The organism is Mesorhizobium sp. RSR380A, assembly GCF_054719385.1.
In genome coordinates this window covers 3,334,499-3,349,122 of the sequence record NZ_JBTTIB010000001.1, presented here as the reverse complement: position 1 = coordinate 3,349,122, position 14,624 = coordinate 3,334,499, and the positions used below count along the sequence as shown (strand labels likewise).

At 64.6% G+C, this 14,624-nt stretch carries 13 protein-coding genes; 4 read left to right on the top strand and 9 right to left on the bottom strand.

The features are described from left to right. Nucleotides 1–83 precede the first annotated feature (83 nt). Together ACYG9Z_RS16290 and ACYG9Z_RS16285 are read right to left on the bottom strand one after the other, a co-directional pair. Complete coding sequence (locus ACYG9Z_RS16290; RefSeq protein WP_031244159.1) at nt 84–2,687, bottom strand: caspase family protein; 2,604 nt, start codon at nt 2,685–2,687, stop codon at nt 84–86. Between the two features lie 103 nt (nt 2,688–2,790). Then, nucleotides 2,791–3,360: an NADPH-dependent FMN reductase gene (locus tag ACYG9Z_RS16285; protein ID WP_023752471.1), complete on the bottom strand. Its 570-nt coding sequence runs from the start codon at nt 3,358–3,360 to the stop codon at nt 2,791–2,793. A 210-nt stretch (nt 3,361–3,570) separates the two neighbouring features. On the opposite strand from ACYG9Z_RS16285, the gene ACYG9Z_RS16280 reads away from it, so the two are divergent. Beyond that, the gene (locus tag ACYG9Z_RS16280; RefSeq protein ID WP_023703667.1) at nt 3,571–4,941 is read left to right on the top strand and encodes a cytochrome P450; all 1,371 of its coding nucleotides are present in this window, start codon (nt 3,571–3,573) and stop codon (nt 4,939–4,941) included. 15 nt (nt 4,942–4,956) lie between these two features. Here ACYG9Z_RS16280 and ACYG9Z_RS16275 read toward each other — a convergent pair whose 3' ends face one another. From ACYG9Z_RS16275 to ACYG9Z_RS16245, 7 genes are all read right to left on the bottom strand, one after another. Further along, nucleotides 4,957–5,937 carry a complex I NDUFA9 subunit family protein gene (locus ACYG9Z_RS16275; protein WP_023732640.1) on the bottom strand — a complete coding sequence of 327 codons (981 nt, stop codon included), beginning with the start codon at nt 5,935–5,937 and terminating at the stop codon, nt 4,957–4,959. A 104-nt stretch (nt 5,938–6,041) separates the two neighbouring features. Next, complete coding sequence (locus ACYG9Z_RS16270) at nt 6,042–6,494, bottom strand: DoxX family protein (protein WP_023700422.1); 453 nt, start codon at nt 6,492–6,494, stop codon at nt 6,042–6,044. A gap of 328 nt (nt 6,495–6,822) precedes the next feature. After that, a complete protein-coding gene (locus ACYG9Z_RS16265; RefSeq protein WP_023752473.1) occupies nt 6,823–7,824 on the bottom strand; it encodes an Ldh family oxidoreductase in 1,002 nt (333 codons plus the stop codon). A gap of 112 nt (nt 7,825–7,936) precedes the next feature. Further along, entirely contained in the window at nt 7,937–8,746 is an 810-nt protein-coding gene (locus ACYG9Z_RS16260) for an ABC transporter permease (protein WP_023703668.1), read from the bottom strand. Next, a complete protein-coding gene (locus ACYG9Z_RS16255; protein ID WP_031253443.1) occupies nt 8,746–9,411 on the bottom strand; it encodes an ABC transporter permease in 666 nt (221 codons plus the stop codon). Before ACYG9Z_RS16255 ends, ACYG9Z_RS16260 begins: the two co-directional genes overlap by 1 nt. 209 nt (nt 9,412–9,620) lie before the next feature. Further along, on the bottom strand, nt 9,621–10,421 hold the full coding sequence (locus ACYG9Z_RS16250; RefSeq protein ID WP_023671323.1) for a transporter substrate-binding domain-containing protein: 801 nt from the start codon (nt 10,419–10,421) through the stop codon (nt 9,621–9,623). 53 nt (nt 10,422–10,474) lie between these two features. Then, nucleotides 10,475–11,290 carry an ABC transporter ATP-binding protein gene (locus tag ACYG9Z_RS16245; RefSeq protein ID WP_023693139.1) on the bottom strand — a complete coding sequence of 272 codons (816 nt, stop codon included), beginning with the start codon at nt 11,288–11,290 and terminating at the stop codon, nt 10,475–10,477. A 226-nt stretch (nt 11,291–11,516) separates the two neighbouring features. On the opposite strand from ACYG9Z_RS16245, the gene ACYG9Z_RS16240 reads away from it, so the two are divergent. From ACYG9Z_RS16240 to ACYG9Z_RS16230, 3 genes are read left to right on the top strand one after another with little or no spacing between them, the layout of a single operon-like run. Continuing rightward, nucleotides 11,517–12,389, top strand: a complete 873-nt coding sequence (locus ACYG9Z_RS16240) for a dimethylarginine dimethylaminohydrolase family protein (RefSeq protein WP_023725952.1) — start codon at nt 11,517–11,519, stop codon at nt 12,387–12,389. Next, nucleotides 12,359–13,027 (top strand): TetR family transcriptional regulator C-terminal domain-containing protein, encoded by a 669-nt coding sequence (locus tag ACYG9Z_RS16235; RefSeq protein ID WP_023746539.1) that lies wholly within the window; start codon nt 12,359–12,361, stop codon nt 13,025–13,027. The genes ACYG9Z_RS16240 and ACYG9Z_RS16235 overlap by 31 nt, the downstream gene beginning before the upstream one ends. Beyond that, on the top strand, nt 13,024–14,604 hold the full coding sequence (locus ACYG9Z_RS16230) for a 5-guanidino-2-oxopentanoate decarboxylase (protein ID WP_023746538.1): 1,581 nt from the start codon (nt 13,024–13,026) through the stop codon (nt 14,602–14,604). Before ACYG9Z_RS16235 ends, ACYG9Z_RS16230 begins: the two co-directional genes overlap by 4 nt. Nucleotides 14,605–14,624 lie beyond the last annotated feature (20 nt).

The window sequence follows — 14,624 nt, the reverse complement described above, 5'->3', positions numbered from 1 at the left end:
TTGATGTCCTAGATATAGGCGCAAAAGGCGGTTTTTCCAAGGTTTGCGGGCATTTCAGGGCTGAATCCCGAGCCGGCAGCCGGCTATTTTTTCGCGGCTTTCAATTTGGCCAGAAGACGGCGCAGATATTTGATCGTGGGTTTGTCCCTCGGCGCCAGTTTGCCTGTGCGGTCAAGCTCCAGCGTCAGGTCTAGCGCCTGGGACAACACAGCCTTCGGATTCTTCGCCACATAGGCATAGTTGATGTAGGCCTGTACCAGATCGAATTGCCAGATCGCATTGTCCGGATCGGACAGGGCCAACCGCTGGCGGATGGCCAGGCTGGCTTCGAAGGCCTTCTTCGAGCCCTCATAGTGGCGCTGCTTGGTCTCCAGCAGGCCTATTTCCTCGAACGTGATCGACAGGTCGCGCTGCCAGTCGGAATTGCCCGGGTCGAGCTTTGCCAACCGGTTGGCAATGACGAGACTGTCCTGGTAGTTCTGCAAAGCACCGGCGATATCGCCCTGGGCATCAAACACGCCGGCGATTTTTTCCAGACAGACCGACAGGTCGCGCTGCCAATCGGTGTTGCCTGGGTCGCCGGCGGCAAGGTCTCGCGCCGTGGCCAGCGCCTGCTGGTAGGCGTCCAACGCGAGTGGCCAGTCCTTCTGGTCGCCGTAAGCATTGCCGATCTTGGCGTAACCGACCGACAGGTCGCGTTTCAAATCGGTGTCGTTTGAGTCGCGGCGCACCAGCGCTTCGGCGATTATTTGGCTCTTGTTGTAGGCGTCGAGCGCTCCCGCAGCGTCGCCACGCTCGCGCAGGACGTCGCCGATCCTGGTGTAGCTGACGGAGACGGCGCGCTGATGCCTGGGGTCGTCGGGGTTGTTCTGCGCCAGCGCCAGCCGAATTCTCAGGCTCTCTTCGAATGCAGTCTGGGCGCCATCCAGCTGGCCGGCGGTACGGGCAAGACCGCCGATTTCGTCGTAGGTAATGGTCAGGTCGCGCAGCAGATAGACGCTGTTCGGCTCGGCATGGGCCAATTGCTGCTTGATGGACAGGCTTTGCTGGTAGGCCTGGGCTGCCGCACCCACGTCGCCCTGCGTCGCCAGCACGTTGCCGATCTTGTCATTCGCCATGGCGAGATCGCCGAGCCAGTCCTTCTTGTCCGGCACGTTTGTGGTCAGGCCCTGCAACATGTCCCTGGCCGCCTCATAGTTTTGCAGGGAGGCCGGCAGATCGCCTTGCGCCATCTTGATGTTGGCGAACTTGATATGGCCGATGGCGAGGTCGCGCTTGACGCTCGGATCGGTTTCTTGACGCGCTCGCTGCTCAAGATTGGCGACCAGCGCCGCAAAGGCGCGGCCGGCGGCGTCGGTGTTGCCAACCGTCGTGTAGAGGATGCCGAGCTCTTCCAGCGTGCGGCTTTGGCGGTCGGCCTGTTCCAGGCTGAGAGAGGTCTGCCCGGCCTCGCCGTAGAGCGACAGCACCGTTTCATAGTCCTTGATGGCGGTGGCATAGTCCAGGGTGGCGCGCGCCGCGCCGCCCGAGAGAAATCGCGTCGCGGCTTCGGACAGGGTGCGGCTGACGAAATTGGCCTTCAACGCCTGGCGCGAGACATTGTCCACGTCGGCGGCCTTGGCGAGGATCACGCGTGCACCATCGAAAGCGCCGAGCGCCAACTGTTCCTCGGCCTGGCGGCGCAGTTCGGTCACCTGCGGGTCGTCGGCGGCCAGCGTCTTCATCTCGCCGCGCACCTTAACGAAGGCGTCGGCCGCCTCGCGCAGCTTGGCGTCCAGGCTTTCGCCGGAGAGATGGCTGGTGTCGGAACTGATCAGCGCGCCATAGAGCGGCGCCAGCGGCATGTCGGCATCGCTGGCGACCCGTTCGACCGCGCCGCGCATTTCCGGCGTCACATCGGCCATGGCAAGCAACAGCCGCTCGCGCTCCGGCAGTTGTTCCTTGGCCGCCGAGGCGAAGAACAGCTTCGGCAGCCCGCTCTCGACGTAGGGCAGCTGTTTTCCGCGCGAAAGGTCGTAGACCTCCTGCTGCACCAGCGTCAGCACCGAGCGGATTTCGAGCCCGTCGGTGCCGAGGTATTTGATCAGCGCCGCTGTAAAGGGCGAATTCGCACCGGTACCGTCGGCAGCCGTCTCGCCGGGCGCCGCCGAAAAGGCGAACAGGATGTTTTCCGCCTTGCCGACGCGTCCGAGGCCCGGCTTGATCTTGTCCACCAGGTCCTTGATCAGCGATGTGGCGCCACGCCCGTCGCCGTTGCCGCCTGTGAACGGATCGCTGCGGCAGGCGTCGAGCACGATCAGCCCGACCTTCGCCGTGGCGGCAACCGCATCGCGCACTTCCTCCAGCGGCAGGCTGGTCTTCTCCAGCTGGTCGAGCGAGGAGGCATCGGCATCGACCGGCAGAAGACGGTTGTCGCCGGAGATTTCGACGCCATGGCCGGAGAAATACACCAGCGCCACGTCGGCGCCCATGGCGTCCTCGCGAAAATCGTCGAGAGCCCGGCGCATGCGCCTGAGATCACGATTGGTCTCGACCACGACCTCGAAGCCGAGCTTCTTCAGCGCCACTTCCATCACCTCGCCGTCATTGACAGGATTGGCCAGCGGCCGCACCAGCCGGTAGTCGTCCTCGGCAATGACCAACGCCACGCGCCGCTCCGCCACCGCTGTGGCGGTGGTCGCAAGCATCAACAACAAGGCAAACAACAGGCGCAAATCGAACCGCCCCCGGCTCAGTCACCTGCCGACCATTCCACCTCTTTATGGCATGAGCAAGCCGGGGCCGGCTGCGTTACGCAGCCCGCATCGGCTTCAGCGTCTCGCTCCAGCGCGAGAGCTCGTCCAGCATGGTCTTGGTCCCACCCTCTACCTGCTCACTAGCCTGGAAGGAGCCGTCGCTCTCCAGCAGTTTCTGATACATCGGCAGCGCGACGCCTTCCGAGATGGGCATGACGCCCACCGCGGTCAGCAGCGGCTTCAGCGCCTGCGCGGCGCGCAGGCCTCCGGAAACCCCGCCATAGCTGAAGATGGCGGCAGGTTTGTATTTCCACTCGCGCGATAGATAATCGATCGCGTTGACGATCGCCGGAGCGACGAAATAATTGTATTCCGGCGCCACGAAGACAAAGGCGTCGGCGGCGTCGATTGCCTTCGACCAGGCCTTCGTATGGTCCTTCTCGTATTTGCCGAGTTTCGGATGGTGCGGTTCGTCCAGAACCGGCAGCTGGAATGCGGCAATGTCGGTCAGCACCGGTTCGAATTTGCCGTGCTCGTGGGCAAAATCCTCCAGCCAGTGGGCGAAGACCGGCCCGGCGCGGCCCGGCCGCGTGCTGCCGATGATGATGTTCAGCTGATGCTTCAAGCGGGCTCTCCTGCTGGCAGTATCTGTTGGTGACTATCACCTACGGCAGAGTGTCCGATTGGACAAGGCGCGAGCGTTTCACAGGCGGTCTCGATCCGATGAACAGATTGTCTGTCGAGGCATTCCCGCTGCAGCGTTTCGGCTTGCCCTTCGGTCACATGGACGCCCGGATCGTCAACCACTACATCTAAGCTATCAGCGGAGTACCTCATGGACACGCAGCCCGTCCCCTTCGTGCCGCCGGCGCCCAAGCCGCGCACGACGCCGCCTTCGACGCTGGAGATGATGCGGATCGTCTACCGCAATCCCCTCGAACTGTGGGGCGAGCACACCTACAACGAACCCTGGATTTCGGCGAATGGCGTCGGCGGGCATCTGATCGTCGCCAACGATCCCGGCCTCATCCGCCACGTGCTGATCGACAACGCCAAGAACTACAAGATGGCGACGGTGCGCCAGATGATCCTGCGGCCGATCCTGCGCGACGGGCTGCTGACCGCCGAAGGCGAGGTGTGGAAGCGGTCGCGCAAGGCGATGGCGCCGGTGTTCACGCCGCGGCATATCTTCGGCTTCGCCGAGCCGATGCTGCGCCGCACGATGCAGTTCGTCGCCCGCTACGAGGAGGGCGGGATGACCGATGTCGCCCACGACATGACGCTGCTCACCTACGATATCCTGGCCGAAACGCTGTTTTCGGGCGAGATTGCGGGCGAGCCCGGCAGTTTCGCGCAGGAAATCGACCGCCTGTTCGAAACCATGGGCCGTGTCGATCCGCTCGACCTGTTGCGCGCGCCCGAATGGCTGCCGCGGCTGACCCGCATCCGCGGCCGCAAGACCATGGCGTATTTCCGCAAGATCGTCACCGATACAGTCAAGATGCGCGAGGAGCGGCTGAAGCGCGACCCCGACACCGCGCCGCAGGATTTCCTGACGCTTCTGCTGCGCGCCGAAGGCCCCGACGGGCTGACGCGGGCGGAAGTCGAGGACAACATCATCACCTTCATCGGCGCCGGCCACGAGACCACCGCGCGGGCGCTGGGCTGGACGATCTACTGCCTCGCCGAAGCGCCGTGGGAGCGCGAAAAGGTCGAGCGCGAGATCGATGCCGTGCTGGCGCGCGAACCCGACCCGACGAAATGGCTCGACGCAATGCCGTTCACCCGCGCCGCCTTCGAGGAGGCGCTGCGGCTTTATCCGCCGGCGCCGTCCATCAACCGCGAGCCGATCGAGACGGAGACCTGGAACGATCTGGTGCTCCCCAAGCGCGCGGCCGTACTGGTGATGCCTTGGGTCGTACACCGCCACAGAAAACTGTGGGACATGCCCGACGCCTTCATGCCCGAACGCTTCCATCCGGGAAACCGCGAGAAGATCGACCGCTTCCAGTATCTGCCGTTCGGCGCCGGTCCGCGCATCTGCATCGGCGCCAGCTTCGCCATGCAGGAGGCGATCATTGCGCTGGCCATCATGCTGTCGCGCTTCCGCTTCGACGTGACGGCCGAGACCAAGCCGTGGCCGGTGCAGAAACTGACGACACAGCCGCAAGGCGGCCTGCCGATGCAGGTGACGCGGCGCGTTTAACGGCGCAACGCCTTGTTACGCGATGCCGGCGGGCTTGCGCTGGAACTGGCCTGCGGCGCGGAAGCGCCAGAGATAGCTGGGCAGGATTGTGCCGATAGACTGCGGCTGGATGTCGAGGCCGGCAAGGTTCCGGTTGGCCTTGTTGGCCTCCTCCGACACAATGTTGGGCTGGCGCAGCAGCAGCACCTGGTCCTTGGTCAGCAACGGGTTGGGCAGCAGGCCGAGGATCGAGGCCTGCAGATTGGCCATCCACCACGGCACCGGCACCAGGAGCCGCTTGCGCTCGATGACGGTGAGCAGCTCTTCCATGCACTGCTTGAAGGTGAGCACTTGCGGCCCGCCGAGTTCATAGATCTGGCCGCCCTTGATCTTGCCCTCGACCGAACGCGCCACCGCTTCGGCGACATCGCCGACATAGACCGGCTGGAACTTGGTCTGGCCGCCGCCGATCAGCGGCAGCACCGGCGAATAGCGCGCCATGTCGGCGAAGCGGTTGAAGAAACTGTCCTCGGGTCCGAAATTGATCGACGGTCGGAAGATGACGGCGTCCGGGATCGTCTCCAGGACGGCCTTTTCGCCGAGCGCCTTGGTGCGGGCATAGTCGGACTCGGCGTTGAGGTCGGCGCCAAGCGCCGAAATATGGGTCAGTCCTGCGCCGACCGAGCGCGCGGCTTCGGCGACGGCGCGGGCGCCGAATTCGTGCACGGTGTTGAATTTCTGCCGGCCGCTTTCATGCGGGATGGCGACCAGATTGATGACATGGTCGGCGCCCTGCACGGCGCGGTCGACGGACCAGCGCACGCGCACATTGGCCTGCACCGGCTGGATCTGGCCGACATTGCCGAGCGGCTGCAGATGTCCCGCGAGATCGGGCCGGCGCACCCCCACCCTGATGCGGTAGCCGCGCTTGGCCAGCGCTCGCACGATGTGGCGGCCGACGAAGCCGGAGCCGCCGAAGACGACCACGAGCTTGGGGATCTGCAGGATTTCGGTCATGGCTGGCTCCGGCGCTCGAAAGCTTGGCTGAAGCCGTTTCATAGTCCGTTTTGGGCCAAAGGCAAAGGGTGACGCGTCGTCGCTGCCACCCTCTTATGGACCCTTCAGAACGCCTTGCCGAGGCGCGCGTCGACCGACTGGCGGTTGCCGCCGCGGATAACGAAGAACAGCAGGATCGCCGCCCATAGAAGCGACTTTTCAGCGCCGGAAAAGCCCTGGCCGACAGTGATCCAGTGGAACCAGACGGTGACCAGCAGCACGATCATGCCGGCAAAGGCGGCGGGCCGAGTCAACAGGCCGATGGCGATCAGAATGCCGCCGAAGAATTCGGTGCAGGACAAAAGCAGCGACCAGAACGCGCCGGGATAGAAGCCGAGGCCTTCGACCATCTCGGCGGCGCCGAAAGGGTTGGTGATCTTCTGCGAGCCGTGAATGGTGAGAAACCCGCCGGCGACGACGCGCAGAAGGGTTTCGGCGCCATCATGCAGCGACGAATACAGGCGGCCAAACACCGGAACGATAAGTTTGCCGCGGGAAGCGTCGGTGGTTGCGGACATCGTAGCTCCTGTTGTTGTGACGATCCCTTGCAAACGCCCGATGGTTCCCGGCAAGTCAAGTTAACAAAAGTTAACTTCCGCCATCAAGTTTTAGCACACAGAGCACGAACGCAGAAAACCCCGCCGAAGCGGCGTTTTCCGCGTGACGCAACGGTCGAGACAGAGCGCAACGGGGCGGGTAACCTGAGACGGCATACGCCCGCCCGGGCCCTAAACGCATCCGACAGAAGACACCGACCGGGCAAACCCGACCCGGCAGCTATTGGTCGTTGCGATCGGTAGAAAGGTTCAGCCAGGTCGCGTAAAAATTCGTTGTCGCAGGACTGCTTCAGCCCGAATAGCGCTCGGCGAATTCGGAAATGCGCTGCACCACGGCTTTGGAGGCATTGATGCCGCGCGCCTGCGCCTTCTCGGCCGCTTCGGCCCGCGCCCGGCCCGGCACGTGCACGCCAAAGCGCCGGCGCAGCCGGTCGAGCTGGTCCTTCATGCGCTGCTCGAAATCCGGGTCGAGCAGCTTGGGCTCGACGGCGAGCACGAACAGGCCGGTTCCGGGGCTGTCCGGTCCGCCGGAGAACCAGGGCGCGTCGAGCGACCAGTTGGCGCCCGACAAGCCAGCCGCCAGCACTTCGACCATCAGCGCGATGTTGGCGCCACGCTGGCCGCCGAAGGCCAGCATGGCGCCCTTCATGGCCGCGGCCGGATCGGTGGTCGGATTGCCGCTGGCGTCCAGCGCCCAGCCTTCGGGGATCTTCTTGCCGTCCTCGGCCGCCTTGCGGATGTTGACGAAGGCGGTGGCGCTCGACGACTGGTCGATGACCAGCGGCGCGCCATCGGCGGCGGGTGCCGCAAACGACATCGGGTTGGTGCAATAGACCGGCTTGACCGAGCCCGAGCCTGCCAGCACCGCCGGCCCGTTGGTGGCGGCGAAGGAGACCAATCCCAGTTGCGCCAGACGCCCGGTGAAATAGCCTAGTGCGCCGCAGGTATAAGCGTTCTTCTGCGAGAAGATGGCGACGCCGAACAGCTTTGCCGCCTTGGCAAGGTCATCGATGGTGCGGTCGAAGCCGGTATGGGCGAGGCCGCCACGCGCATCGGATTGATAGACGGCGAGCGCCGGCCTGGTGATCACGGGATCGGCATTGCCGTCGATGCGGCCGGCTTCCAGCGCTTCGAGGTAATCGATGAAATGGGTCAGCCCGACGGTCGAAAGCCCTTCCGCCTCGGCGGCAATGATCGAGGCGGTGAGCGACCTCGCCGCCTCCTCATTGGCGCCGGCGCCGAGCGCCGCCATCCGGCACAGCCCTGTTGCCTGATCGAGAGAGAGTTGCATGTTGCGGACCCGATTGGTGGTGAGTGAGTAGGGAGTAGTCAGTAGGGAGTAGCGAAAGCAAGCGGTTTCCCGGTCATATGCTGACTACTCACTACTGCCTACTCACTATTCCCTAGCCCACCTTGTTCGGTATGCGCGCCTCGATCTTGCTGAATGCAAACACCAGGAGGCCGGTGATGATCATGTAGATCAGCGCCAAAAGCAGCAAGGGTTCGTAGGTGAGGTAGGTGTCCTGCCGGACCTTGGACGAGACTGCGAAGATGTCGATGACGCTGATCGTCGCCACCAGCGGCGTCGACTTCAGCTGCAGCACGGTTTCGCCGGTCAGCGTCGGCAGCGCCCGGTAGATGGCCTGCGGCAGCCAGATGCGGCGGAAAATCTTCCAGCGGCTCATGCCGAAAGCGCGGGCCGCCTCTAACTGCCCCTTCGGCACGCCGGCAAAGGCGCCGCGCATCACTTCGCCCTCATAGCCGGCGAAGGACAAGGTCAGTGCCAGCACTCCATAAGGCCAGGCTTGCCTCAGATACGGCCACATCCAGGATTCGCGGATCCAGGGAAATTGCGGAAACAGCGAGCCTAGCCCGTAATAGAGCAGCCATAGCTGGATCAGCAGCGGCGTGCCCCTGATGACGGTGCAGAATGTCCTGGCGGGCGCGGAAAACCAGAAAGAGCCGGCGGCCTGCGCGAGCCCGAGCGGCACGGCGAGCAGGAAGCCGAGAAAGCAGGTGACGGCCAGGATCCACAGCGAGCGCCAGATGCCGATCAGTCCCATTTCATAATATTGCGGAAGCCAGTCCCAGCGCATGAAAAAGGCGGCACCGAAAACCAGCGCGATTGCGACCAGGATCAGCACGATGCGATGCGGCTGCAGCCACAGCGACGTCCGCGCGGCAGCGTTGATGATGGTCGCTTCTCCGGCCATCAGCGCGCATCCTTGAGCGACGGCATACCGCGCCGCGACCAGGCCTCGACGCGGCCGATGAGCAGGTTGGAAACCAGCGACAAGATGAGATAGAGCACGCCCGCGGCGAAAAAGAAGGTGAAATAGGCTTTGGTGACCCCCGCAGCCTGCCGCGTCGCCAGCGCCAGCTCGTAAAAGCCGACGACCGCCAGAAGGGCTGTGTCCTTGGTGGCGATCAGCCACAGATTGGCGAGCCCGGGTATGGCGAAGGGCAGCATCGCCGGCAAGGTGATGCGCCGCAGCATGAGCCCGGGTGACATGCCATAGGCGCGGGCGGCTTCGATCTGGCCCTGCGGTATGGCCAGGATGGCGCCGCGGATCACTTCGGTCGAATAGGCACCCTGGACAAAGCCGAGCACGGCGATGCCCGCGGCAAGGCCGCTGATGTCGACGCGCTGGTAGCCCATTGCCGTCAGCGCCTGGTTGATCAGGTCTGTTCCGGCATAATAGAGCAGCAGGATCAGCACCAGTTCGGGCACGGCGCGCACGATGGTGGTGTAAACCGCCAGCAAGTCGCGTACGACCGGCCCGCCGTAAAGTTTGCCAAAGGCGCCACCGGTGCCGATCAGGAGACCAAGGACCGTGGCGCCGAGCGCGATCTCGATCGAATGGAGCAGCCCAAGCAACAGCGTGCCGCCCCAGCCCGGCGGATTGGGCGAGAGAAGTTCTATGATGCCGGCCGCCGAGGCCGAAAGAAGTGCGTCGATCAGCGTCGCCCCCGGATTGCTGGCTTCAACCACCGCCGACGGCAGCGTCGGTGGCAGCATGTCTGGGAAAGGTCGGGCAGGAGGGGGCATGGCGTTGGCGCCATGCCCCTCAGCTCATGCGAGGATCGTCAGTTCGACTGCGCGCCGCCACCACCGTAAATGTCGAAATCGAAGTATTTCTTCGATATCTCGTCATATTTGCCGTTCGAGCGGATCGCCTTGATGCCGGCGTTGATCTTGGCCTTAAGGTCGGTGTCTTCCTTGCGCACGCCGGCGCCCACGCCCGGTCCGAGCACTTCATCGTCCGGAGCCACCATGCCCTTCAGATCGCAGCAGGCCTTGCCCTGGTCCGACTTCAGGAATGCGTCGAGCGCGATCGAATCGGCCTGCACCGCGTCCAGACGGCCTGCGGCCAGATCGTTGTTGGCTTCGTCCTGGGTCTGGTATTCCTTGATCTCGGCGGCCGTGGGCCCGAAATGCTTCTTGGCATAGGCCGAATGGGTGGTCGACACCTGCACGCCGAGCACTTTGCCCTTGAGATCGTCGGGCGTGGCGCCGAATTTCTGGTCCTTCGGGCCGATGATAGCGGTCGGCGTGTTGTAGTACTTATCCGAGAAGTCGATGGTCTTCTCGCGTTCGGCGGTGATCGACATCGAACTGGCGATGACGTCGATCTTCTTGGTCGTCAGCGCCGGGATGATGCCGTCCCAGGCGACAGGCGTGATGACGCAGTCGAGCTTCTCCTCGGCGCAGACGGCGTCGATGAACTCGATTTCCCAGCCAACCCATTTGCCGGAAGCGTCCGGCGAGGTGAAGGGCGGATAGGGCTCGGCGGCGACGCCGATCTTGACCGGATCGGCCTTGGCCACGCCCATGGCGGCGACGCCGAGCAGCAGCGCTGCGGCGAATGTTTTCAGAACAGTCTTCATGTCACGACTCCCAGTTTGTTGTTGGTTCCCGGTTTTCTTCCGTCCCGGCCTTCCTAGCCGATGTTGCGGATGAACTGCTTCAGCCTTTCGGATTTCGGTGCGCCGAATATCTGCTCCGGCGGCCCCTCTTCCTCGACCAGCCCGTTGCAGAGGTAGACGACATGGGTCGCGACCTCGCGGGCGAATTTCATTTCATGCGTGACCAGCACCATGGTGCGGCCCTCGCGCGCCAGGTCGCCGATCACCTTCAGCACCTCGCCGACCAGCTCCGGGTCCAGCGCCGAGGTCGGCTCGTCGAACAGCATGACGCGCGGGTTGATGGCCAGGGCGCGGGCGATCGCCGCGCGCTGCTGCTGGCCGCCCGAGAGATAGGCCGGATAGACGTCGCGCTTTTCGGCGAGGCCGACGCGCGCCAAAAGCTTTTCGGCTTCCCTGATCGCCACGTCGCGCCTGACGCCCAGAACATGCACCGGAACCTCGATGACGTTCTCGATCAGCGTCATGTGGCTCCACAGGTTGAAGTTCTGGAACACCATGCCGAGCTTGGCGCGGATGCGTTCGATCTGCCGGCGGTCGGCGGGCACGGTGTGGCCGTGGCTGTCGGCCTTGAGTTTGATCTCCTCGCCATTGACGCGGATGATGCCGCTGGTCGGGTTTTCCAGGCAGTTGATGCAGCGCAGCAGCGTCGACTTGCCGGAACCCGAGCCGCCGATAATGGCGATCACCTCGCCGTCGCGCGCCGACAGCGAAACGCCTTTCAGCACATGCAGCTGGCCGAATTTCTTGTGCAGGTTCTCGACATGGATGGCTTCGGCGGCGCCGTCCTGCGCCTTGCCGGATTGGACTGCGGCGGTTCCCGCCGCGCTCACCGGGGAACCTCTGCCACAGGGTCCACGGCAGATCGTCGAACGTCTATCCGGCTAATCAACATACGCTGTAATGCCCACTCCAGACTTCAGCATGGACCCAACAGCGCGAGCCCGTCAATCCCGCTCATTACGGCACTTGCGGCCTTATTGTGCAAGTGTATAAATAGCCTCCGATGAAATTTTTTCCAATTTTTTCACCTTGAACACGGCATTGAAAAGGGCACTGATGAGCGCTTTCGGATCACAGTCCATGGCGGCGCCGTTGCGGCGCGTGCTGATGCGGTCGGCGGCCAATGCCATGCGCGGTGCCGACCGGGCTACCTGGCACTATGGCCCGGGTTTCGACCCGGCGAAAGCGGCGGCGCAGCACGCGGCTCTCGCTGAGCTGGTGACGGCGTCCGGCGCCGAAATCGAATGGATCGATGACAAGGCCGACGGGCTGTCGGATTCCGTATTCACCCACGACCCGTCGCTGATGACCGACCGCGGCGCGCTGATCCTGTCCATGGGCAAGCCATTGCGCGCCCGGGAGCCATCGCTGCATGAGGAAACCTACACACGCCTGGGTATTCCCATCCTCGGCCGCGTCCAGGCTCCCGGGCAGGTCGAAGGCGGCGATTGCGTATGGCTGGATGCCAGCACGCTGGTGATCGGGCGCGGGGTGCGCTCCAACCAGGAAGGCATACAGCAGGTTTCCAATCTGCTGACGCCGCTCGGCATTTCCGTCTACGGTTTCGATCTGCCGCTGTGGCAGGGCGAGGAGGCGTGCCTGCATCTGATGTCGGTGATCAGCCCGCTGGCCGACGACCTGGCCCTGGTCTATTCACCGCTTTTGCCGGCGCCGTTCTATCAGTTGCTGAAGGCGCGCGGCATCCGGCTGGTGGAAGGCGACGCCGAAGAGTTTGCCGCTTCGAACGGCCTCAGCCTGAACGTGCTGCCGACCAGCCCGCATAAGGTCATTGCCGTCGCCGGCTTTCCCAAGACCAAGGCCGCGATGGAAGCCGCCGGCTGCACGGTTCAAATCTTCGAGGCGGATGCGCTCTGCATCGCCTGCGAAGGTGGGCCGACATGCCTGACGCGGCCCATCCTGCGGCAATGAATGAGCGCCGCAAGTTCCGCCGCGAGGGCGAGGAGCGGCGGCGGCAGGATCTGATCGACGCGACCCTGGACAGCGTGGCCGAACATGGGCTGGAGGGCGCCAGCCTGCGCACCATCGCATTGCGCGCCGGCGTCACCGCCGGGCTGATCCGGCACTATTTCCCCGGCAAGGAAGACTTGCTGCAGGAAGCCTACGCGGCGCTGATGGGCCGCATGATCGAGCAGGCGAAGGCGGCATTGCTCATGGAAAACGCCTCGCCGCGCCAGCGCCTTGCGGCCTTCGTTACTGCCAACCTCAACGCGCCGATCATCGATGCACGCGTGTTTTCGCTGTGGGCAACCTTCATCGGCCGCGCCGGCGCGGATCCGAGCCTGGCTCGCGCCCACCGCGAAGGCTATCTCGGCTTTCGCAACGAGGTGGAAGCAGTCGTTGCCGAAGTGCTCGGCGCCGAGCAGCGCAGGCCAAACGCAGATGAACTGCGCCGCCATGCCATTGCCATCAACGCGATCATCGACGGGCTCTGGATCGAAGGCTGTCTGGCCGCAGAGATGTTCTCGCCTGGCGAATTGGCGGCGATCGGCGTCAAAGCCATAGAGGCCGAGCTCGGCCTCGCGCCGCAAAAGGGAGAGAAGCCATGACCACCATCGGCGAAGCGCTGATCACGCTGCTCGAAGCGCATGGCGTCGACACCGTTTTCGGCATTCCTGGCGTCCACACTGTCGAGCTTTACCGCGGGCTGGCGCGTTCAAAGATACGCCATGTCACGCCGCGTCACGAACAGGGCGCCGGCTTCATGGCCGACGGCTATGCCCGCGCCAGCGGCCGGGCGGGCGTTGCCTTTGTCATCACCGGACCGGGGCTGACCAACACCATCACCGCAATGGGCCAGGCGCGCGCCGATTCGGTGCCGATGCTGGTGATTTCGGGTGTCAACGCGATGCCGACGCTGGGAAAGGGGCTGGGCTTCCTGCATGAGCTGCCGGACCAGCGCGGCATGATGGAGAAAGTGGCGCTGTTTTCGCAGCGTGTCACCGAGGCCAGCGAATTGCCGGGCGCTTTGGCGCGGGCCTTCGCGCTGTTTTCGTCGTCGCGGCCGGGCCCCGTCCATATCGAGATCCCGACCGACGTCATGGTCAAACCGGCCGACGGCATCGCTGCTTCGCTCACCAATGCGGCGCCGCCGGCGCCGGATGGCGCAGCCATTGCCGAGGCAGCCAAACTGATCGCAGCCGCGCGCCGGCCGCTGATCCTTGCCGGTGGCGGCGCCAAGCGCGCCGAACAGCCACTGCAGCGCCTGGCCGAGCGGCTCGGCGCACCTGTCGTCCAGACCGCCAATGCGCGCGGTCTGCTGCACGCGCATCCGCTTTGCGTGCCGGCCAGCCCCAGCCTGAAGGCGGTGCGTGCGCTGATGGCAGACGCCGATCTGGTCATCGCTGCCGGCACCGAATTCGGCCCGACCGACTATGACGGTTACAGCGACGGCGGCTTCGTGCTGCCCGCCAACCTGATCCGCATCGATATCGGCGCCGACCAGCTCGCCCGCCGCCCGGTGAGCGTCGGCATCCAGGCCGATTGCGCGGAGGCGCTTGGCGCACTGCTTGGCGCGCTCCACCCTGATCATGCCGCGGCGAAGAACGGCGAGAGCCGCGCAGCCGCGTCGAGGAAGGCGGCCTTTGCCGAGCTCAGCCCGGCCTATGCCGCGCAGGTGCGTGCGGTGGAAACCATCCGCGACGCACTGCCGGGCGCAATCATCGTCGGCGATTCCACGCAGCCGATCTACGCCGCCAATCTCTATTACGACCATGACCGGCCAGGCGGCTGGTTCAACGCCGCCACCGGTTTCGGCGCGCTCGGCTACGGGCCGCCGGCGGCGATCGGCGCAGCGCTCGCCATGCCCGGCGTGCCGGTGGTTTGCCTGACCGGCGACGGCGGCTTCCAGTTCACCTTGCCGGAGCTAGGCGCGGCGCTCGATGCACCCGCACCGGTCATCTTCGTCGTCTGGAACAACAGAGGCTATCGCGAGATCGAAACGTCGATGCTCGATGTCGGCGTCGAGCCGGTCGGCGTGTCCCCGGCGCCGCCGGATTTCTGCAAGCTGGCCGAGGCCTACGGCATATCAGCCGAGCGGCTTGCCGGTACTGCCGGTCTCGCCGATGCGCTCAAACGCGCACGCGCAACCAGACTGCCGCACGTCCTCGAAATCACCATCGACTGACGCCTGGCCGCGCGCCGTAC